17 protein-coding genes are annotated in these 18,419 nt (G+C 68.2%); 10 read left to right on the top strand and 7 right to left on the bottom strand.

Annotated features, from left to right (window positions below):
• Positions 1 to 16: 16 nt before the first annotated feature.
• Positions 17 to 436 carry a DUF2089 family protein gene (locus tag AC1XX3_RS08240; protein ID WP_483320607.1) on the bottom strand — a complete coding sequence of 140 codons (420 nt, stop codon included), beginning with the start codon at positions 434 to 436 and terminating at the stop codon, positions 17 to 19.
• Positions 433 to 1,500, bottom strand: coding sequence for a hypothetical protein (locus tag AC1XX3_RS08245; protein ID WP_483320608.1), 1,068 nt, complete (start codon positions 1,498 to 1,500; stop codon positions 433 to 435). The genes AC1XX3_RS08240 and AC1XX3_RS08245 overlap by 4 nt, the downstream gene beginning before the upstream one ends.
• 140 nt (positions 1,501 to 1,640) lie before the next feature.
• Between AC1XX3_RS08245 and AC1XX3_RS08250 the strand changes: the two genes are divergently transcribed.
• From AC1XX3_RS08250 to AC1XX3_RS08260, 3 genes are all read left to right on the top strand, one after another.
• Entirely contained in the window at positions 1,641 to 1,778 is a 138-nt protein-coding gene (locus AC1XX3_RS08250; RefSeq protein WP_483320609.1) for a hypothetical protein, read from the top strand.
• The gene (locus AC1XX3_RS08255) at positions 1,775 to 3,460 is read left to right on the top strand and encodes an MDR family MFS transporter (RefSeq protein WP_483320610.1); all 1,686 of its coding nucleotides are present in this window, start codon (positions 1,775 to 1,777) and stop codon (positions 3,458 to 3,460) included. The genes AC1XX3_RS08250 and AC1XX3_RS08255 overlap by 4 nt, the downstream gene beginning before the upstream one ends.
• A 182-nt stretch (positions 3,461 to 3,642) precedes the next feature.
• The gene (locus AC1XX3_RS08260) at positions 3,643 to 4,911 is read left to right on the top strand and encodes a L,D-transpeptidase (RefSeq protein ID WP_483320611.1); all 1,269 of its coding nucleotides are present in this window, start codon (positions 3,643 to 3,645) and stop codon (positions 4,909 to 4,911) included.
• Between the two features lie 31 nt (positions 4,912 to 4,942).
• Here AC1XX3_RS08260 and AC1XX3_RS08265 read toward each other — a convergent pair whose 3' ends face one another.
• On the bottom strand, positions 4,943 to 6,169 hold the full coding sequence (locus AC1XX3_RS08265) for an AI-2E family transporter (RefSeq protein WP_483320612.1): 1,227 nt from the start codon (positions 6,167 to 6,169) through the stop codon (positions 4,943 to 4,945).
• Between the two features lie 251 nt (positions 6,170 to 6,420).
• On the opposite strand from AC1XX3_RS08265, the gene AC1XX3_RS08270 reads away from it, so the two are divergent.
• Together AC1XX3_RS08270 and AC1XX3_RS08275 are read left to right on the top strand one after the other, a co-directional pair.
• Positions 6,421 to 7,716, top strand: coding sequence for an MFS transporter (locus AC1XX3_RS08270; protein WP_483320613.1), 1,296 nt, complete (start codon positions 6,421 to 6,423; stop codon positions 7,714 to 7,716).
• Positions 7,713 to 8,390: a uracil-DNA glycosylase gene (locus AC1XX3_RS08275; protein ID WP_483320614.1), complete on the top strand. Its 678-nt coding sequence runs from the start codon at positions 7,713 to 7,715 to the stop codon at positions 8,388 to 8,390. Before AC1XX3_RS08270 ends, AC1XX3_RS08275 begins: the two co-directional genes overlap by 4 nt.
• A gap of 12 nt (positions 8,391 to 8,402) precedes the next feature.
• On the opposite strand, the gene AC1XX3_RS08280 is transcribed toward AC1XX3_RS08275, so the two are convergent.
• Positions 8,403 to 9,551, bottom strand: coding sequence for a cystathionine gamma-synthase (locus AC1XX3_RS08280; RefSeq protein WP_483320615.1), 1,149 nt, complete (start codon positions 9,549 to 9,551; stop codon positions 8,403 to 8,405).
• Positions 9,552 to 9,678: 127 nt separating this feature from the next.
• Here AC1XX3_RS08280 and msrA point away from each other — a divergent pair, with 127 nt between their 5' ends.
• The 4 genes from msrA (at position 9,679) to AC1XX3_RS08300 (ending at position 14,424) form a co-directional block, all read left to right on the top strand.
• On the top strand, positions 9,679 to 10,311 hold the full coding sequence (gene msrA, locus AC1XX3_RS08285) for a peptide-methionine (S)-S-oxide reductase MsrA (RefSeq protein ID WP_483320616.1): 633 nt from the start codon (positions 9,679 to 9,681) through the stop codon (positions 10,309 to 10,311).
• A gap of 377 nt (positions 10,312 to 10,688) precedes the next feature.
• Entirely contained in the window at positions 10,689 to 11,666 is a 978-nt protein-coding gene (locus AC1XX3_RS08290; RefSeq protein ID WP_483320617.1) for an ABC transporter permease, read from the top strand.
• Positions 11,663 to 12,625, top strand: coding sequence for a carbohydrate ABC transporter permease (locus AC1XX3_RS08295; RefSeq protein WP_483320618.1), 963 nt, complete (start codon positions 11,663 to 11,665; stop codon positions 12,623 to 12,625). The genes AC1XX3_RS08290 and AC1XX3_RS08295 overlap by 4 nt, the downstream gene beginning before the upstream one ends.
• Before the next feature lie 104 nt (positions 12,626 to 12,729).
• Positions 12,730 to 14,424, top strand: a complete 1,695-nt coding sequence (locus AC1XX3_RS08300) for a type 2 periplasmic-binding domain-containing protein (RefSeq protein ID WP_483320619.1) — start codon at positions 12,730 to 12,732, stop codon at positions 14,422 to 14,424.
• Positions 14,425 to 14,522: 98 nt separating this feature from the next.
• On the opposite strand, the gene AC1XX3_RS08305 is transcribed toward AC1XX3_RS08300, so the two are convergent.
• Positions 14,523 to 15,401 carry an LLM class flavin-dependent oxidoreductase gene (locus AC1XX3_RS08305; protein WP_483320620.1) on the bottom strand — a complete coding sequence of 293 codons (879 nt, stop codon included), beginning with the start codon at positions 15,399 to 15,401 and terminating at the stop codon, positions 14,523 to 14,525.
• Between the two features lie 54 nt (positions 15,402 to 15,455).
• Complete coding sequence (locus AC1XX3_RS08310; protein ID WP_483320621.1) at positions 15,456 to 15,776, bottom strand: putative quinol monooxygenase; 321 nt, start codon at positions 15,774 to 15,776, stop codon at positions 15,456 to 15,458.
• 143 nt (positions 15,777 to 15,919) lie between these two features.
• Here AC1XX3_RS08310 and AC1XX3_RS08315 point away from each other — a divergent pair, with 143 nt between their 5' ends.
• Positions 15,920 to 17,437 (top strand): M81 family metallopeptidase, encoded by a 1,518-nt coding sequence (locus AC1XX3_RS08315; RefSeq protein WP_483320622.1) that lies wholly within the window; start codon positions 15,920 to 15,922, stop codon positions 17,435 to 17,437.
• A gap of 15 nt (positions 17,438 to 17,452) precedes the next feature.
• Here the strand turns inward: AC1XX3_RS08315 and ypfJ are convergent, their stop codons facing one another.
• A complete protein-coding gene (gene ypfJ / locus AC1XX3_RS08320) occupies positions 17,453 to 18,316 on the bottom strand; it encodes a KPN_02809 family neutral zinc metallopeptidase (RefSeq protein ID WP_483320623.1) in 864 nt (287 codons plus the stop codon).
• Positions 18,317 to 18,419 lie beyond the last annotated feature (103 nt).

Below are 18,419 nucleotides of genomic sequence, written 5' to 3' on the forward strand. Positions count from 1 at the left end.
TTACGGGCCCTCCGCCTCAGCCGGCGGTCAGGTCCGCCAGCAGCCGCTGGGCCTCGGCCGGGCTGAGCGCCCCGGAAGCGACCTCCGAGAGAACCTGCTCCCGGGTCAGACCCACCGGCGTCGGCTCGGCTTCACCCAGACCCAGCTTGTCCAGCAGGTGCGCGAACCGTAACCGCGCCGTCGGGTACGAGACCCCGAGGTGCCGCTCCACCTCCCGCAGGTTGCCGCGGGAGGTCAGGAAGACGCGCAGCATCTCCAAGTCGTCGTCGTCCAGTGCGCAGAAGTCGCAGGCGGTGAAGACACCGGCCAGCTCGGTGCCGCAGGTGCCGCAGCCCAGCCGGGTCAGCGCCAGCTGGTCGCCGCAGACCGGACAGTCGCGCGGAGCGCGGTACTCATGGCGGTGCCCGCGTCCGCTCGATCTGGTCCGCTCGCTCACGCCTCGTCCGCCGAGCCGTCGTGGTCGCTGCCGACCTTCACCTGGGCGTGGCCCATCACGACCCCGACCTCCAGCTTCGCGCTCCCGTTGCCCATCACGACCTCGTCGCCGGCCCCGGTGTGGCTGCCTGACCAGGTCACCCGGCCCAGCTGGGACTCCCCCGTCACCGTGACGTTGGAGTCGTCGGCGAGCTGGATGGACAAGGAACCGGACTCGGCCCGGATCCGAGACCGGCCGGTCCGGATGGAACCTTTGACAGTGGCCTGTCCAGCCTGGATCAAGGCGTCGTCCACCTGCTCGACATCAAGCATCTTGGCGCCGCCCGCGGTGACCCGCACCTTGCCCAGGTGAGGCACCCGCTCGGTGTTGAGGCTGCCGGCGGTCACCTCCACGTCCACCACGATGTCGGGGTTCACCTTGAGCAGCAGCTCCTTGCCCAAGCCGAGGTTGCGGATGTCGTCCAGGCTCCGGGTCGCGCGCAGGATGCTGAAGCCGTCGAGCGAGGCCCCCACCTCTCCGTCGCTCGAGATCTCCAGGACCGCGCCGTTGCGGCGCAGCACGTGCGGGCCGTCGGCCGACACGGTCGCCACCGAGGGCTCCCCCACGATGCGGACCCGGCGGCCCACGGCGCGAACGGAGATGCGCTCGACGCCACCGGTGTTCTTCGGCTTACGCCGCTCGGCCGGGGGTGTCTGCTGAGGCTCGGGCAGACCCGCGTCGCCCTCGGTGGTCGCCGCGGTGGCGGCGAACGCCTCAGTCCGGTAGGTGGCGTACTGAGGTCGGTCGGTGGCCGACGACCAGGCGTCGTCGTCGGCGAGCTCGGCGTCGCTTGGCTCGGCAGCGGCCGGTTCTGCGCCGGTCGGTCCTGCGCCGTTCGGCTCTGCGCCGTTCGGCTCTGGGTCAGTGGGCTCAGCAGCGACGGCGTCATCGGCAGTGGCGCGGACCGGCGTGGGCTCCGCAGGGGCGGCCGACAGAGCGTCGATCCGGCGGGCGGCCTCGGCCGCGTCGATACGTCCAGCAGCGAGATCGGCGAGGATCTCCGGCAGATCGGTGGAGTTCGTCATGCGTGAACTGTAAAACCGAATCTTCTGGATTGGAAGATTTCCCTTTCCAGTTCGGGGTCCATTCAGGGTTCGGCGCCCCGTCGGAGAATCGTTGGCGGGACCTCTGGTTGCTTTCCGGAAAACGGTTCTACGTTGGGATGATGCAGACCGCCGTCGCGCTCGACCGGCCTCGCAGCTGCGAAGCCTCGGTCCCGGACGCCCTGCTGTCCATCGGACGGCTGTTACGGCAGCGGCTCGGACCAGACATCGAGAGCACCGCCGAACTGGAGCAGCCATGAAAGAGCACACCCCTCGCCGTGCTCTGGTCGAGCCGGAAGCCGTCGCCGCGGCTGAGCCGACAGCACCGCCGCTGACGAATGAGCCGTCGCCCGGCCCCGGCGGCGAAGAGCCCCTGCACGGCTACCTCAGCCCTCGGCAGATCCTGGGCGTCATGGGCGGCCTGATGGCCGGCATGTTCCTCGCTGCCCTGGATCAGAGCATCGTCGGCGTCGCGCTGCCGAAGATCACCTCCGAGCTGGGCGGGTTGGACAAGCTCTCCTGGGTCGTCACGGCGTACCTGCTGACCTCGACGGCCGCCACCCCTCTGTGGGGCAAGATCTCCGACATCGTCGGCCGGCGACCGATCTTCCAGGCCGCCATCGCCGTGTTCCTGGTGGGATCGGTGATCTGCGGGTTGTCGCCCGACATCGAGGTGATGATCATCGGCCGGGCGATCCAGGGCCTCGGCGGTGGCGGGCTGATGTCGCTGGCGCTGGCCGTCATCGGCGACGTCATCCCACCCCGGGAGCGCGGCAGATACCAAGGTCTCTTCGGTGCCGTCTTCGGCGTCTCGTCGGTGGCGGGCCCGCTGCTCGGTGGGCTGTTCACCGACCATCTGGGCTGGGAGTGGATCTTCTTCATCAACCTCCCCATCGGCATCGCGGCCCTGGTCATCACCTCGATCGCCCTGAAGCTGCCGAACGTGCGGCGGGACGCGTCGGTCGATTACCTCGGCGCAGCCACCATCGTCGGCTCCGTCACCAGCCTGATCCTCTATCTGTCGTGGGCGGGTCCGGACGTGGGCTGGACCTCAGCGGTGGGCGTCGGCCTGCTGGTGGCCACCGTCATCCTCGCGGCGCTGTTCATCGTGGTCGAGCACCGCGTGAAAGAGCCGATCATCCCGATGGAGCTGTTCGGCCACTGGACGTTCACCTCCAACATCATCTTCGCCGCCATCATGGGCATCGGCATGTTCGGCGGCCTGATCTATCTGCCGATCTATCTGCAGGCGGTGAAAGCCATGTCGGCCACCGAGTCCGGGCTGGCCATGTTGCCGCTGGTGGTTGGCCTCTTCTCCACCTCCATCGGCGGCGGCCAGATCATGAGCCGCACCGGCCGTTACAAGTGGATGCCGATCACCGGCGCGCTGCTGGTGGGCGGTGCCCTGTATGCGCTGTCGAACCTTGCCGTCGACACCCCGTATCGGATCATGGCGATCTACATGTTCGTCTTCGGTACGGGCCTGGGGCTGACGATGCAGGTGGTCGTCACCGCCGTGCAGAACTCGGTGTCACGGCGTCACCTGGGTGCGGCCACCGCGTCGGTGACCTTCTTCCGATCCATGGGTGGCGCCATCGGGACCGCATTGTTCGGGGCCATGCTGAACATCCGGCTGGCGCACCACCTGGCCCAGATCGTTCCGGCGAACACGCCTGGCGGGCCCGGCGGCGGCCTTGGTGCCTCGGTCAACGACGTCACCGCCATCCAGTCGCTGCCCGAACCGGCCAAGGGCTGGGTGCTGGAGGCTTTCACGCTCGCCATGGATGACGTCTTCCTGGTCGCCGTGCCGTTCATGGGCGTCGCCCTGGTCATTGCCCTGACCATGCGTGAGAAGCCGCTGGCCGGTCGGGAGATAACGGATCCGCAACCACCCAGCGCGTCGGCCGCGCCAGATCCACTGCCGGGGACACCCTTGAACTGAGGTAGGGGCACACCTTCTTGCAGCCGGGCTGAGCCGGACGCAACCAACCCCGGGCGCCCGTGCGTAGACCAACTCGTGCGTACACCACTCGTGCGTACACCACTCGTGCGTACACCACTCGTGCGTACACCAGGGGGCGGGCCGACCGGAGCCCGTCGCCGCCGAACCAGACCGAGGACTCGATGGACACGACCACCGCCTTCACCCGACGCCGCCTGGCGGCCGGGGCCGCCCTGTTCGCGGCCGGCCTCGCCGGCTGCGGGATCGTGCCTCGCAGTGAGGGCCCCGACGTACCCCGATCGACGGCCTCGGGCAGCGGACGCACCGGCCCGGGCCAGCCGTCGGCGAGCACGTCCACAGCAGCGCGACCCGATCCCGTGGTCCTCACGCCGAGCGTCGAGGACGGGGCCCGCGGCGTCACCGTGGACACCATCGTCTCGGTCAAGGCCACCGGCGGGACGCTGACCAAGGTCAGCCTCTCCCATCGCGCTCAGGACAAGAACGGCAAGACCGCAACGGTGAAGGTCGACGGGACGCTGGCCGAGGACGGGTCCTCCTGGCGGGCCTCAGGCGGCCTCGACCCCGCGGCGACGTACCAGCTGACCATGACCGGTACGGGCGCCGGCGGCCCGACCACGACCAAGACCACCTTCACCACCCACCGGCTCAGCCTGGACGAGCAAGCGTTCACCTCGCTGTTCCCGCTGAGCGGCACGACCGTCGGTGTCGGGATGCCGGTGATCCTGACCTTCGACCTGCCGGTCACGGACCGGCAGAAGGTCCAAAAGCAGCTGTCGGTCACATCCTCACCGGCCCAGGAAGGCAGCTGGCACTGGTACAGCGACCGCGAAGTCCACTTCCGTCCGAAGAAATACTGGCGCAGCGGCACCAAGGTCACCGTTCACGCCAATCTCAACGGCGTCAACGTCGGCCGCGGGATCTACGGGCAGAACTCGGCATCGACCAGCTTCACCATCGGCAACTCCGTGGTCACCAAGATCAACCTCTCGACCAAGACGGCGAAGGTCTACGTCGACGGCTCGCTGGCTCGCACCATCCCGGTCAGCGGCGGCAAGCCCGGCTTCATCTCCCGCAGTGGGTCGAAGGTCGTGATGGCCAAGCTGGAGACGACCCGGATGGCGTCGGAGACGATCGGCATCTCCGAAAACTCTCCCGAGGCGTACGACCTGTCGGTGAAATGGGCACTGCGGGTCACCAGCAGCGGCGAGTTCCTGCACGCCGCTCCCTGGAACGCGGCCAACTTCGGCCGGGTCAACGCCAGTCACGGCTGCATCGGGATGAGCACCGCGGACGCCGCCTGGCTGTTTCGTCAAGTCAGGATCGGGGACCCGGTGATCACCACCGGCAGCGCCCGCGGACTCGAGCAGGGCAACGGCTGGACCGACTGGGACCTGTCCTGGGCTGACTACAAGAAGGGCTCCGCTCTCTGATCGTCAGCCCTCAGCTCACGCGCTGGTCAGCTCACGCAGAAGGGCGGCCCTCGAGGTCACTCGGCACCGCCTCGGCGTCGGTCGGCACCGAGCCGTCCGGGTCTGGCACCACTCCCGGTTGGTCGACCGCCTCCTCCCGCGACGCCACCAGCGACTGCACGAACGTCTTGGTGAAGGCGAGCAGCGGGATCGCCATCAGGGCGCCGACGATGCCGGACACCACCACCCCGACCGCGATGCCCAGCAGCACGGCCAGCGGGTGCAGGTGCACCGCGCGGCCGAGCAGGAAGGGCTGCAACACATGGCCCTCGATCTGCATCACCGCCACGATGCAGGCGAGCATGATGAGCGCCTTGATCGGGCCGAGCGCCACCAGCGCCACGATCACGGCCAAGAACCCGGACACGAAGGCACCGACCAGCGGCACGAAGGCACCGAGGAACACCAGGGCGGCCAGCGCCGGAGCCAACGGGACGCCGAGGATGAGGGCGGCGATGAGGACACCGACCGCGTCCACCAGGGCGACCAAGATGGTGGCCCTGACGTAGGCCACCAGAGAGGCCCAGCCCCGCAGCGCGGCCTCGTCCACGGTCCGGCGAGCCGGCCGCGGCAGGAAGTTCAGCAGAAAACGGAAGATGCCCCGGCCGTCGTAGAGGAAGTAGAACAGGGCGAAGATGGCGATGGCGAAGCCGGCCAGGAAGTGCCCCACCGACGCGCCCACCTCCGCCGCGTAGCGCGCGATGGTGCTGCCGGAGTCGACGACGAAGCTCTGCAGCTGGTTGACGTACTCGTCGATCCGGGCAGCGTCGAAGCCGGTCCCCCGGATCAGCGGACTGGTCTCGACGAACGCGACGAGCCGGTCCAGGCCCTCGGTCACCTGGGTGACGAGGGTGGAGGACTGGGAGACGATCTGGGTGGTGATCAACGTGATCGTGCCGCTCACCACCAAGAAGCCACCGATCAAGGTGATGGCCACAGCCAGACCCCGCGGCATCGAGGCCCGCTTCAGCAGGTTGCACAGAGGGCTGAGCAAGGCGCAGAGCAGGACCGCCACCATGAGGGGGATCATGACCTCGGACAGGTAGCGCCCCACCCAGGCCAGGCCCCAGAGCATGGCGGCGATGACGATGACCCGCCACGCCCAGCTGGCCGCGATCTGGAGGCCTGCCGGCACCGCGTCGTCCGACTGCGGCTGGGTGTTGATCTTGGCCACCGGAACGTCACCGGAGGACTCCCCGGCCAGGTCGGTTGCGACCACGAAGGCCCCGGGCGCGATGCTACGCGGCCGGTCGATATCGGGGGCAAGCGGCGGCCGCTCACGCCACTCTGCGAGTGTCCCTCTGACCCGGTCAGTGAACTTCACGGCACAGCCTCCCTTGAGCAACCGAACAACGCCCAACGTTAGCGGAGAGCTCCTACTGCCAGCACCCACGACTCACCCGCAGAGCGAGGCCTGCCGAGACGGCCCAGGTACGCCGAAAGCGGCGCGGGGGTGCAGACTGTTCTGCGATGAACGGGGCGAGAAGGGCCAGGACCTGGCTGCGTGGTCGAACGACGCTCCCCCGAGACGTCATCGTGCTGGGGCTGATCGCGTTCTGCGTAGCAGTGGGGTTCGGGGTGCTGGTGCCGGTCCTGCCGGTGTTCGCCCGCAGCTTCGGCGTCGGTAACCTCGAGGTCGGGGCGATCGTCTCCGTCTTCGCCCTGATGCGACTGGCGACCAGTCCGTTCTGTGGTCGGCTGATCGCTCTGGCCGGCGAACGGCTGGTGCTGGCCACCGGGATCTTCGTGGTCGCCGCCTCCAGCGGGCTGGCCGGGGTGGCCCAGAGCTATCCGCAACTGCTCCTGCTGCGCGGGGTCGGTGGCATCGGCTCGGCCATGTTCACGGTGTCCGCCCTGACCTTGCTGCTCAACTCGGTTCCGCCGCAGATCCGTGGCCGCGCCTCCGGGTTCTATCAAGGGGGCTTCCTGATCGGCGGCATGGCCGGCCCCGCCGTGGGCGGATTGCTTGCGGCGATCTCCCTCACCGCACCGTTCTTCTTCTACGCGGTCACGCTCGCCGTCGCCGGCGTCGTCGGACTGGCTCTGCTGCATCGCAGCGACGGCCGGTCGGCGCCGGCCGACGCCGCCGTCGTGGTGCCGTTCCGGCAGGTGCTGCGTGACCGTCGCTATCAGGCGGCGTGCATGACCAACCTGGCGCAGGGCTGGACGTCCTTCGGTGTCCGCAGTGCGCTGGTGCCGGTGCTGGTGGTCGAGGTGTTGCACCGCCCCACTTCGTGGACCGGGGCGGCGTTCGCCTGCGCGTCGGTGGCCCAGACCGTCGCGGTCGGCCCAGCGGGCAAGTTCGTCGACACCGTCGGCCGTCGCCCCGCGATGATCGGCGGCGGCCTGCTGGCCGGTCTGGCCATCCTGGCCGTGCCGTTCGCCCCGAACATCGGCTGGCTGATCGTCTTCCTCTGCCTGTACGGCGTCGCCGCCGCCTTCTTGGGGACCGCTCCGGCGGCAGCCGTGGGCGACGCCGCCGGTGGTCGTGGCGGCACCGCGGTGGCCGTCTTCTCCATGTGTTCCGACGTGGGCGCCATCGTCGGACCGCTGGTGGCCGGATTCCTGGCCGACCAGGTCTCCTACCCGGTGGCCTTCGGCGCCGGAGCTGCCCTGCTGCTGCTCTCCGCAGCCATCGCCGCCCGGATGCCGGCGGCGCTCCCGCCGGCGGACTCCCCGGCCTCGTCCGCTGCGCCCCCACCCACCGAGCTCGGCCCGCCGGGGCCCACCGTCCCCGGCGCGGACGTGGAGAAGAGGTCCCCGTGACGAGTCGAGCACTGGCTGAGCTCGTCAGCCCAGACTGGGCCGAGGCCCTGGAGCCCGTGGCCGACACCATCGCGACCTTGGGTGAGTTCCTGCGGGCGGAGATCGCCGCGGGCCGGAGCTATCTGCCGGCTGGACCGCAGGTGCTGCGCGCCTTCACCCGTCCGTTGGCCGACGTACGGGTGCTGATCGTGGGCCAGGACCCCTACCCCACGCCCGGGCATCCGGTCGGCCTCGCGTTCTCCGTCGCCCCCCAGGTACGCCCGGTCCCGCGCAGCCTGGCCAACATCTACACCGAGCTGCAGGCCGACCTAGCCATCCCACCGGCGTGCAGTGGCGACCTCTCGGCCTGGTTCGATCAGGGCGTCCTGCTGCTCAACCGGGTCCTGACCGTCGAGCCGGGCAGGTCGGCGTCCCACCGGGGCAAGGGCTGGGAACGGGTGACCCAGCGCGCCATCGAGGCCCTGGTCGAGCGTGGTGGTCCGCTGGTGGCCATCCTGTGGGGCCGAGACGCCCAGACCCTGGTGCCGATGCTGGGTGACGTGCCCTATCTGGCCAGCGCCCATCCCTCACCGCTGTCGGCCCGCAACGGATTCTTCGGGTCCCGACCGTTCAGCCGCGCCAATGACCTGCTGATCGCGGCCGGGTCCGAGCCGATCGACTGGACGGTGCGCTGAGCCTGCGCCCCCTCAGCGCAGCGCGGCGTCCAGGTCGGCGATCAGGTCGTCGGCGTCCTCGATACCCACGCTCAGCCGGACCAGGTCCGACGGCACCTCGAGCGGCGTCCCGGCGACCGAGGCGTGGGTCATCCGGCCCGGGTGCTCGATCAGTGACTCCACGCCACCGAGTGACTCCGCCAAGGTGAACACGGTCGTCCGGGCGCACAGATCAAGCGCAGCCTGTTCACCGGCGGCGACCCGGAAGCTCACCATCCCGCCGAAGCGACGCATCTGCCGCTCGGCCACGGCGTGGCCCGGATGCGACGTCAAGCCGGGATAGATCGTCTGCGTGACGGCGGGGTGCGCATCGAGGAAGTCGGCCACCTTCTCGGCGTTGTCACAGTGCCGCTCCATCCGCACCGCCAAGGTCTTCAGCCCGCGCAGCACCAGCCAGGAGTCGAACGGCCCGGCGATGCCGCCGATGGCGTTCTGATGGAAGGTGAGCTGCTCGGCCAGCTCGGCGTCGCCGGTGATGAGCGCGCCGCCCACGACGTCGGAGTGGCCACTGCAGTATTTGGTGGTGGAGTGCACCACGACGTCGGCACCGAGGGCGAGTGGCTGCTGCAGGTAGGGCGAGGCGAAGGTGTTGTCGACCACGACCAGTGCTCCCGCCGCGTGCGCGATCTCCGCGATCGCGGCGATGTCGGCGACCGCGAGCAGCGGGTTAGTCGGCGTCTCCACCCAGATAGCGGTGGTCCGGCCGGGACGGACGGCCGCGGCGACGGCCTCCAGGTCGGTCAGCGTCACCGGAGTCGCCTCCACACCCCACTTGGCGTGCACCTTCGCGAAGAGCCGGAACGTGCCGCCGTAGGCGTCATCAGGAATGACCAGGTGGGCGCCGGGCGCCGCGATCGTGCGCAGCAGCGTGTCCTCGGCGGCGAGTCCGCTGGCGAAGGCAAGCCCACGGACTCCGCCTTCCAGGGCGGCCAGGCACTCTTCCAGGGCGGTCCGGGTCGGGTTCCCGGACCGGGAGTACTCGTAGCCGTTGCGCAGCCCGCCGACGCCGTCTTGGGCGTACGTCGAGGTGGCGTAGATCGGCAGGGTCACGGCGCCGGTGGTCGGGTCCGGGTCCTGGCCGGCGTGGATGGCACGGGTGGAGAACCCGGTGGGCTGAGTCATGGACCGAGCGTAGTCTGCGGGCGTGGGCACCCCGGCATCCGTGGCGGGGAATGCGGGCGGGCGTGGCAACGTTGAGACACCGGTGGTCCCACGGACCGCCGAACCGACGAAAGGCAGGACATTCCCCATGTTGTTCTCACGGCAGAAGGTCACGATGGTCGAGCCCGAGCGCGCCCTGCGCGGTCGGGAGGAGCCGGTGCTCTCGGGCCCGGTGTTCCACGAGATCTTCGGCATCCCGGTGCAGAGCGTGCCAGCCGGTTCCGAGGTCGCCTATCTGGCCCTCGGCTGCTTCTGGGGAGCCGAGAAGCTCTACTGGCAGGCACCCGGCGTGACCAACACCGCGGCGGGCTATGCGGGCGGCTTCACGCAGAACCCGACGTACGAGGAAGTGTGCAGCGCCAAGACCGGCCACACCGAGATCGTCAAGGTCAGCTACGACCCCACCAAGACTAGCTACGCACAGCTGCTGAAGCTGTTCTTCGAGAACCATGACCCCACCCAGGGCATGCGTCAGGGCAACGACGTGGGTACGCAGTATCGCTCGGCCATCTACACCACCACCGACGAGCAGGCCGGCGTGGCAGCCGAGGTCAAGGAGCGGTTCCAGACGGAGTTCGCCCGGTCAGGATTCGGCCGGATCACCACCGAGATCAAGCCGCTGCCGAACTTCTACTACGCCGAGGCCTATCACCAGCAGTACCTTGACAAGAACCCCAACGGCTACTGCCCGGTGCACGCCACCGGCGTGACCTGCAACTGAGCCATCCCGACCGACGGCCCCCGCCCCTGCGGCGGGGGCCGTCGTGCGTCTGCGCCCGGCCACGCCCCTGAGGCCGCGATGCCGGTGCCGTCGAAGCCGCACCAGCCGCGAAAGATCTGACCTCTTCCGCCGCTCTAATGGCATCAGGCGAATATTTCCGGCTAGACCCAGCGAATCATCAGAGGTCTATATATGCTGAGCCCACGGTCGGGGCCACCACACAACGATTAGGTTGAGACTCTTGCGGGGGACTTACGGCTGTGCTTAGGTAGCGCAAACGTTTGTCTGAAGGAGTCAATGATGTCTCTCCGGTTAGCTATGCCCCGCCCGGCCGCTGTGGCACGAGACCCCGAGGCGTCTCGGACGCTGGTTGCGAAGTGACGATCGAGACCCTCGTCGACGCCGAATCGCCGACCACCGATCCCGCCCGGCCCCAGCCCGCCTGGGTCCGGCGGGCCAAGAAGAGCTTCCGACTGCACTGGCAGCTGTATCTGCTGATGGTCGTGCCGCTGGCGTACTTCGTGGTCTTCAAGTACATCCCGATGTCCAACGCGGTGATCGCCTTCAAGAACTACAACGTCATCAAGGGCGTTTGGGGCAGCGAGTGGATCGGCTTCACCAACTTCGAGTCGTTCCTGAACAACCCGGTGTTCTGGACCCTGGTGAAGAACACCTTCATCCTCTCGGGCTACACCGTCTTGGCGAGCTTCCCCATCCCGATCATCCTTGCTCTTGCCCTGAACGAGATTCGCCAAGGCCTGTTCCGCAAGTCGGTGCAGATGGTGACCTACGCGCCGTACTTCATCTCCACCGTCGTGGTGGTGTCGATGACCATTCTGATCCTGGCGCCGCGGCTGGGGATCCTGAACCGTGGTCTGGGGTTCTTCGGCGTGGACGCCTCCGACTTCCTCGGCAACCCCGACTACTTCCGCCACATCTACGTCTGGTCTGACATCTGGCAGACCGCCGGCTATTCCGCTGTCATCTATCTCGCCGCGCTGTCCGGCATCGACACCTCGCTGTATGAGGCGGCCAAGGTCGACGGCGCCTCCAGGATCCGCAAGATCATCCACGTCGACATCCCAGGCATCATGCCGACAGCGGTGATCATCTTGATCCTGGCCGTCGGAAACATCATGGCCATCGGCTTCGAGAAGGCCTATCTGCTGCAGAACCCGCTGAACCTCGCCAGCTCGGAGATCATCGCGACCTACGTCTACAAGACGGGCCTGTTGAACGCCGACTTCAGTCTGGCCACCGCGGTCGGCCTGTTCAACTCAGTGATCAACCTGGTCCTGCTGCTGGTGGTCAACTTCATAGCAAAGCGCATCACGGGCGGGGGGTTGTGGTCATGAGCACGAAGACCATCCAAGAGCTGGCGGTGGCGGATACGCCCGACGAAGCTGACCAGCGCCGCAAGGAGCGCGCCATCAAGGTCAAGGAGACCACCGGTGACCGGATCTTCTTGTTCTGCACCTACCTGCTGCTCTGCGTCTTCCTCATCATCGTCCTCGTCCCGCTGATCTACATCGTGGCCAGCTCGTTCAGCAGTGCCGCCGCCGTCTCGTCCGGCCGGGTGCTGCTGTGGCCGGTGGACTTCTCCATCCGGGGATACCAGGTGGCCCTCGGCGATCCGACCATCATTCGCGGCTATCTGAACTCGCTGATCTACACGGTCGCCGGCACCTTCATCAGCGTGGTGCTCACCGTCGCCATCGCGTATCCGCTCTCGCGCAAGGACCTGTTCGGCCGCGGCTTCGTCATGACACTGATCCTGTTCACCATGCTCTTCACCGGCGGCCTGATCCCGACCTACCTCGTGGTGCAGTCGCTGGGCATGCTGGACACCCGATGGTCACTGATCATCCCGCAGGCCATCGGTGTCTGGCAGGTAATCATCGCCCGAACCTACTTCCGTAGCGCCATTCCGGACGAGCTGAGCGAGGCGGCCCAGCTCGACGGCTGCAGCGACCTGCGGTTCCTCTGGTCGATCGTGATCCCGCTGGCCAAGCCGCTGCTCGCGGTGGTCGCGTTGATGTACGCGATCATGCAGTGGAACTCCTACTTCGACGCTCTGATCTATCTGAAGAGTGCCGACCTGTATCCGCTGCAGCTGGTGCTGCGGAACATCCTCATCCTCAACACCACCTCCGGCGGCAACATGGAGGCGTCGGTGATGCTCGAGCGGCAGCAGATGGCCGACCTGCTCAAGTATTCGCTGATCGTCGTCTCCAGCGTGCCCGTGCTGCTGATCTATCCCTTCGTTGCCCGCTACTTCACCAAGGGCATCATGATCGGCGCCGTCAAGGGCTGATCGACCGTCAGGTCGGACGGGCGGGACGCTGTCGTTCCCGTCCGGTCCGACCATGCACCACCGCACCGCCCTCTCCACGTTCGTCACACCCTAGGAGTCCAACAATGAAGTTCCTTCGCTCCCGGAGACCACGCCTGGCAGCCGTCGCTGCGCTCAGCGTGATCTCGCTCGGTCTCGCCGCCTGCAGCAGTGGCGGCGCCGACGACCCCGGCTCGGGCACCGCCCCGGTGCCCGACATCACCGGCAACCCGGCGGTGACCCTGAACGTCTTCGCCGCGCAGTTCCCGGACTCGAACCTCGAGACCAATGCGTTCACCAAGAAGATGAGTGAGAAGTTCAACATCACCTTCAACTGGCAGACGACCACGCTGGACGGTGGCCCGGCGAAGGAGAAGCGTCAGATCTCGCTCGCTTCCGGCGACTATCCCGACGTCTACATGTTGATCCCGTGGGTCGACCAGTTCACCCAGGCCGAGCTGGTCAAGCTCGGCGGCCAGGGAGTGGTCCAGCCGCTGAACGGGCTGATCGACAAGTACGGCCCCAACATCAAGAAGGCGCTGGACGCCAACCCGGACTACAAGGCCATGTCGACCGCCCCGGACGGCAACATCTACGGCCTGCCGCAGTGGGTCGACTGCTACCACTGCTCCTACCAGGGCAAGCTCTGGATGAACTCCGACTGGCTCAAGAAGCTCGGCCTGGAGCAGCCCAAGACCACAGACGAGATGCGCGAGGTCCTCCGGGCGTTCAAGACCAAGGACCCGAACGGCAACGGCAAAGCCGACGAGATCGCCCTCAGCGCCGACGTCCGCGACCAGCTCATCCCCTACTTCATGAACTCGTTCATCTACGACCCGCAGGGCACCAGTGGCAACAACAACTCCACCCTGGTGCTCAACAACGGCAAGGTCGACACGCAGGCCAACAAGGAGGGCTGGCGGGAAGGGCTTCGCTACATCGAGTCGCTCTACGCCGAGGGCTTGATCGACAAGGGCGCGTTCACCCAGAACGCCGACGCGCTGAAGCAGCAGGGCGACAACGCAGATGCCGTGATCCTCGGCTCCTCCACTGTGCTGCACCCGGGCATCTTCGTCGCGATCGGTTCTGCGGACGGCCGCGACAAGCACTACGACCCGGTGCCGCCGCTGACCGGTCCCACCGGGCTGGCCCACACCGGCTACAACTTCCCCTCCGCTCCGGGTGCCACCTTCGTGATCACCAACAAGGCGACGCCGGAGATGGCGGTCCAGGCCATCAAGATGCTCGACTACATCTTCACCGAGCAAGGTGAGATCGAGGGCCTGTTCGGCACCGAGGGCAAGACCTGGGAGAAGCCGGGTCCGAAGGATGTCGCCCTCGACACCAACCTGAAGCCGCTCTACAAGCAGATCCCGGCCAAGCCGGATGCCGAGCCGGCCAATGCGGCCTGGAGCGCTATGGCGCAGTACAACAACACCGCCGAGTTCCGTGCCTCTGAGGCGGTCAGCACCGACCTCTACACCTCGGAGGGCTACGAGCGTCGCCTCTTCGAGGCCACGAAGCTGTACGCCGGCAAGGAGGACAAGGCGGCGATCTACCCGTACTGGTCGGTGTGGGTCGATCCCGCGCTGAGCAGCGAGGTGGCCACGTTGCAGACCAACATCGAGAACTACACCCAGCAGGCCGCGCTGCAGTTCATCACCGGCTCCAAGGACCTCGACACCGACTGGGAGGCCTACCTCAAGGGTCTCAGCGGTGTGGGGCTGGAGCGCTACCTGGAGATCCAGCAGGAGGCGTACGACAAGACCGGCAAGAAGTGAGCACCGACCTCGCCTAGCCACCTCCGCAGCACGCAGCCGGCCGGCAGTCCGCGACCTCCAGGTCGCGGGCTTGCCGGCCGGTTCGTGAGCGGGGCGGGTCAGGCCAGTCGCGGGCGTACCTGGGAACCGACGAAGTCGATCAGTCCCGCCAGGTCCGGCTCGTCCGCAGTGGGCTGGACCACGATGGTCGTTGCCCCGAGGGAGACGAGCCGGGAGAACGACCTCGCCACCTCGTCGGCATCGCCGGCCGACCCGATGCCGAGCCCGGCTGGTCTGCCCCAGATCGGCAGCTCGGCGTCGATCCGCTGCTGTGCCCCCGCTCCGGTCGCGACCAGCTGGGTGACAACGACCGGATGGCCGGGCACTGCCGCCGCGTCGACCGCGGCCCGTACGTCGCGCAGCTCGTCGTCGGTCACCCCGACGCTCAACAAGTTGCCGTCGCCCAACCGCGCGGCCTGCGCCACCGACTTGGGCCCGGTGCCCCCGAGCAACAGCGGCGGCGGCGTGGTGGGCGGCCAGTCGAGCGCCACCTCGTCCAACCGGACGTAACGCCCGGCCACCGAGACGGTCTCGCCGGCCAGCAGCCGGCGGAGCGCGGTGGCGTACTCCTCGAGCAGTGTCAGCGGCGACGCCACCCGGGCGCCGACCTGCTCCATCCACGACTGGACGCCGTGACCCACTCCGGCGAGCAGCCGGCCCGGGAAGATGCGCTCCAGGGTCGCGAACTCCATCGCGGTCAGCGCGACGTTGCGCAGCGGTGCCGGCACCAGCCCGATGCCTACCCGGAGCCGTTCGGTGGACGCGAGCGCGACCGCCGCTGTGGCGATTCCGCTCTCCTTGAAGCAGTCCTCCCACACCCACAGCTCGTCCAGCCCGGCCCGCTCGCAGGAGCGCGCCAGGTCGCGCAGGGACTCAGGCGGCAGAGTGGGAACGAAGGCGAAACCCAGGGTCGGCGTGGTCGATCCGTTCGGTGTCATACGCGCCAGGATGTCACTGACCACTGACAGCTCGCCGACCCGCCGCGCAGCTGCTCAGCTGACTTCGAGCTCACCCATGAGCGACCAGGAGGTGCCCGGCACCGTGGTGTTGATGATCTCGGGGGTCCGGGCCAGCATCGCCGGCATCGCCTTCATCGCGGCCTGGAAGTGCTCCGAGCTCACGTGGGCTTCGGCCGCGTCGTCAGCGAACGCCTCGAGCAGGATGAACTGGTTCGGGTCCTCCACACTGCGCGACCAGTCGAACCACAGGTTCCCCGCCTCGGCCCGGGTGGCCGCGGTGAAGTCGGCGACCTCAGCCAGCCAGTGGTCGCGGTGCTCCGGACGGACTGTGAACTTGACCACGATGAAGATCATCACGCCATCCTCGCGTACGGCGTGGCGAAGCGACACCCGCCCGGCTGGCCGGGGTCTGAGGTGGTTGACTTTGCGCTGCTGGATCGTGACGTAGTCACGCCCCAAACGTGCTCAATCGATCATCCCGACTCCGTGGAGGACCTGTGTCCGCACCATCCCTGCCCCGCATCGCCATCGCCGGCCTGAGCCTGGAGGCTTCGACCTTCTCTCCGGCCCGCACCCGCATTCCCGACTTCCACCCGCAACGCGGCGAGGAGATCCTCGCCGGGCGCCCGTTCTGGGCCGCCGGCGGCTCGCTGGCCGACGCCGCCGAATGGGTGCCGATCCTCCAGGGTCGGGCCATTCCCGGCGGCGCCGTGCCCCGCGAGGACTATGACGCGCTCAAGAAGGAGATCCTCGACGGCCTCCGGGCGGCTGGTCCGCTCGACGGCATGGTGTTCGACATCCACGGCGCGATGAGCGTGGTGGGGATGGATGACGCTGAGGGAGACCTCGCCGTCGCGATCCGCGAGGTGGTGGGACCGGACGTGCTGATCAGCACCGGGATGGACCTGCACGGGAACGTGTCCTGGCGGCTGGCGCATGCGATGGACCTGCTCACCTGCTATCGGATGGCGCCGCACGAGGACGCCCTCGAAACCAAGGAGCGCGCCGTGGCCAATCTGCTGGCGCGGCTGAAGCTGCCGCCGGAGCAACGGCGACCGTACAAGGCGTGGATCCCGCTGCCCGTGCTGCTGCCCGGCGAGAAGACCAGCACCCGGATCGAGCCGGCCGCCAGCCTGTACGCCCTGGTGGGCCAGGCCGAGGCCTGCGACGGCGTGCTCGACGCCGGCATCTGGATCGGCTATGCCTGGGCTGACGAGCCCCGCAACTGCTGCGTGGTGATGGTCACCGGTGACGACGAGGCTGTGGTCCGTCGCGAAGCCGAGCAGATCGCCGCCGCCGTCTGGGCGCGGCACGAGGAGTTCTCGTTCGTCGCACCGGCGGCACCACTGGCCGAGTGCCTCGATGCCGCACTGTCCAGCGATGCCCGGCCCTACTTCCTCAGCGACTCCGGCGACAACCCGACCGCCGGCGGCGCTGGTGACGTGACCTGGACCCTGACCCAGCTGCTGGCCGACCCGCGGCTGAGCGACCCTGCGCTGACCGTCATCTATGCCTCCATCCCCGACGCCGAGGCGGTCGAGCAGTGTGTTCAGGCCGGCATCGGCGCCGAGGTGCACCTCAGTGTCGGTGCCCGGGTCGACGCGGGTCCGGCCGGGCCCGCCCAGCTGAGCGGCATCGTGCGCTCCATCGTCGACGGCGACCGCGACGCGGTGACCGAGGTGGTCGTCCAGGCCGGCGCCCTGCACGTGATCCTGACCCGCTCCCGCAAGCCGTACCACCACGAGTCCGACTTCACTCGCAACGGCCTCGACCCACGCAACGACGACGTGGTGGTGGTCAAGATCGGCTATCTCGAACCGGAGCTGTTCACCATGGCGGCGGACTGGATGCTGGCCCTCACCCCCGGCGGCGTCGACCAGGACCTGGTCCGGCTCGGCCACTCCCGGATCACCCGGCCGATGTATCCCTTCGACACCGGCTTCGTCGACCCCGACCTGCACGCCCGTCTGATCCCGGCCGCGGACCAGCAGGTTCCCGACGCGACAGTGTCCTGACCCGAGCTGACCGGTTCAGCCCAGTGCCTTCGCTGCGAAGGTGTCGCACTGGTTCGGGTCCCCGGTGCGGAAGCCCTGCTGCAGCCATTTCTGCCGCATGGCCGCTGACCCGTGGGTCCAGCTCTCCGGACTGACCTGACCCTGCGCCTTCTGCTGGATGCGGTCGTCGCCCACGGCGGCGGCCGCATCCACCGCACGGCTCAGGTCGTCCTCGCTGACCTCGGCGATCGGGCTCTCGGGGTCGGTGGTGGCGTGCCGGAACCAGACACCGGCGAAGCAGTCGGCCTGCAGCTCGAGTCGCACGGCCGGCGACGAGGCGCCGGTGCCCGAGCTCGAGCCCTGCACCTTCGCCAGGGTGCCCGCCTGGTTCTGGATGTGGTGGCCGAACTCGTGCGCGAGAACGTACGCCTCGGCCGCGTCGCCGCCCTTCGCGCCCAGCTGGGTGGTGAGCTGGTCGAAGAAGCCGAGGTCGAGGTAGACCGAGGTGTCCCCCGGGCAGTAGAACGGTCCGACCGCAGCGGAGGCCGTGCCGCAGGCGGTGGAGACCTGACCGGTGAAGGTGTTGACCCGGATCACCTGGTAGTCCCGCTGGGCTGTGGACCAGTAGTCCTGGATCGAGTTGGTGTACGCCACGAACCGGCAGTCCCGGTCGGTGCGAACGTCGGACCCGCGGGTGCACTGGGCGAACGGGCTCGGTGCTGCGGAGCCGGGATCGGCGCCCTCGCCACCGAGGATGTCGTTGGGGTTGATGCCCAGCAGCAAGGCCAGCACCAGCACCACCACTCCTGCCCCACCGCCGAGAGCGATCCGTCCGCCGCCCCCGCGGCGCCCAGCACTCACCTGCGACGGGTCGAGCTGGGCTCGGTCGTTGTATTTCATGCATCCTCCGGCGCCGGCTGAGTGGTGAGGGGAGCATAACGACCGGCGTACGACCGACCCGTCGGCGCAGCGCCCTTCGGAATAGCCGCCGAGGACATCGCGT

Source organism: Microlunatus sp. M237 (assembly GCF_056896895.1).

Excerpts from the sequence above, each read along its gene's own strand:
- AC1XX3_RS08280 (WP_483320615.1), bottom strand. The coding sequence starts at position 9,551 with ATGACTCAGCCCACCGGGTTCTCCACCCGTGCCATCCACGCCGGCCAG.
- AC1XX3_RS08270 (WP_483320613.1), top strand. The coding sequence starts at position 6,421 with ATGAACGGGGCGAGAAGGGCCAGGACCTGGCTGCGTGGTCGAACGACG.
- msrA (WP_483320616.1), top strand. The coding sequence starts at position 9,679 with ATGTTGTTCTCACGGCAGAAGGTCACGATGGTCGAGCCCGAGCGCGCC.
- AC1XX3_RS08250 (WP_483320609.1), top strand. The coding sequence starts at position 1,641 with ATGCAGACCGCCGTCGCGCTCGACCGGCCTCGCAGCTGCGAAGCCTCG.
- AC1XX3_RS08295 (WP_483320618.1), top strand. The coding sequence starts at position 11,663 with ATGAGCACGAAGACCATCCAAGAGCTGGCGGTGGCGGATACGCCCGAC.
- AC1XX3_RS08300 (WP_483320619.1), top strand. The coding sequence starts at position 12,730 with ATGAAGTTCCTTCGCTCCCGGAGACCACGCCTGGCAGCCGTCGCTGCG.
- AC1XX3_RS08305 (WP_483320620.1), bottom strand. The coding sequence starts at position 15,401 with ATGACACCGAACGGATCGACCACGCCGACCCTGGGTTTCGCCTTCGTT.
- AC1XX3_RS08310 (WP_483320621.1), bottom strand. The coding sequence starts at position 15,776 with ATGATCTTCATCGTGGTCAAGTTCACAGTCCGTCCGGAGCACCGCGAC.
- AC1XX3_RS08255 (WP_483320610.1), top strand. The coding sequence starts at position 1,775 with ATGAAAGAGCACACCCCTCGCCGTGCTCTGGTCGAGCCGGAAGCCGTC.
- AC1XX3_RS08260 (WP_483320611.1), top strand. The coding sequence starts at position 3,643 with ATGGACACGACCACCGCCTTCACCCGACGCCGCCTGGCGGCCGGGGCC.
- AC1XX3_RS08245 (WP_483320608.1), bottom strand. The coding sequence starts at position 1,500 with ATGACGAACTCCACCGATCTGCCGGAGATCCTCGCCGATCTCGCTGCT.
- ypfJ (WP_483320623.1), bottom strand. The coding sequence starts at position 18,316 with ATGAAATACAACGACCGAGCCCAGCTCGACCCGTCGCAGGTGAGTGCT.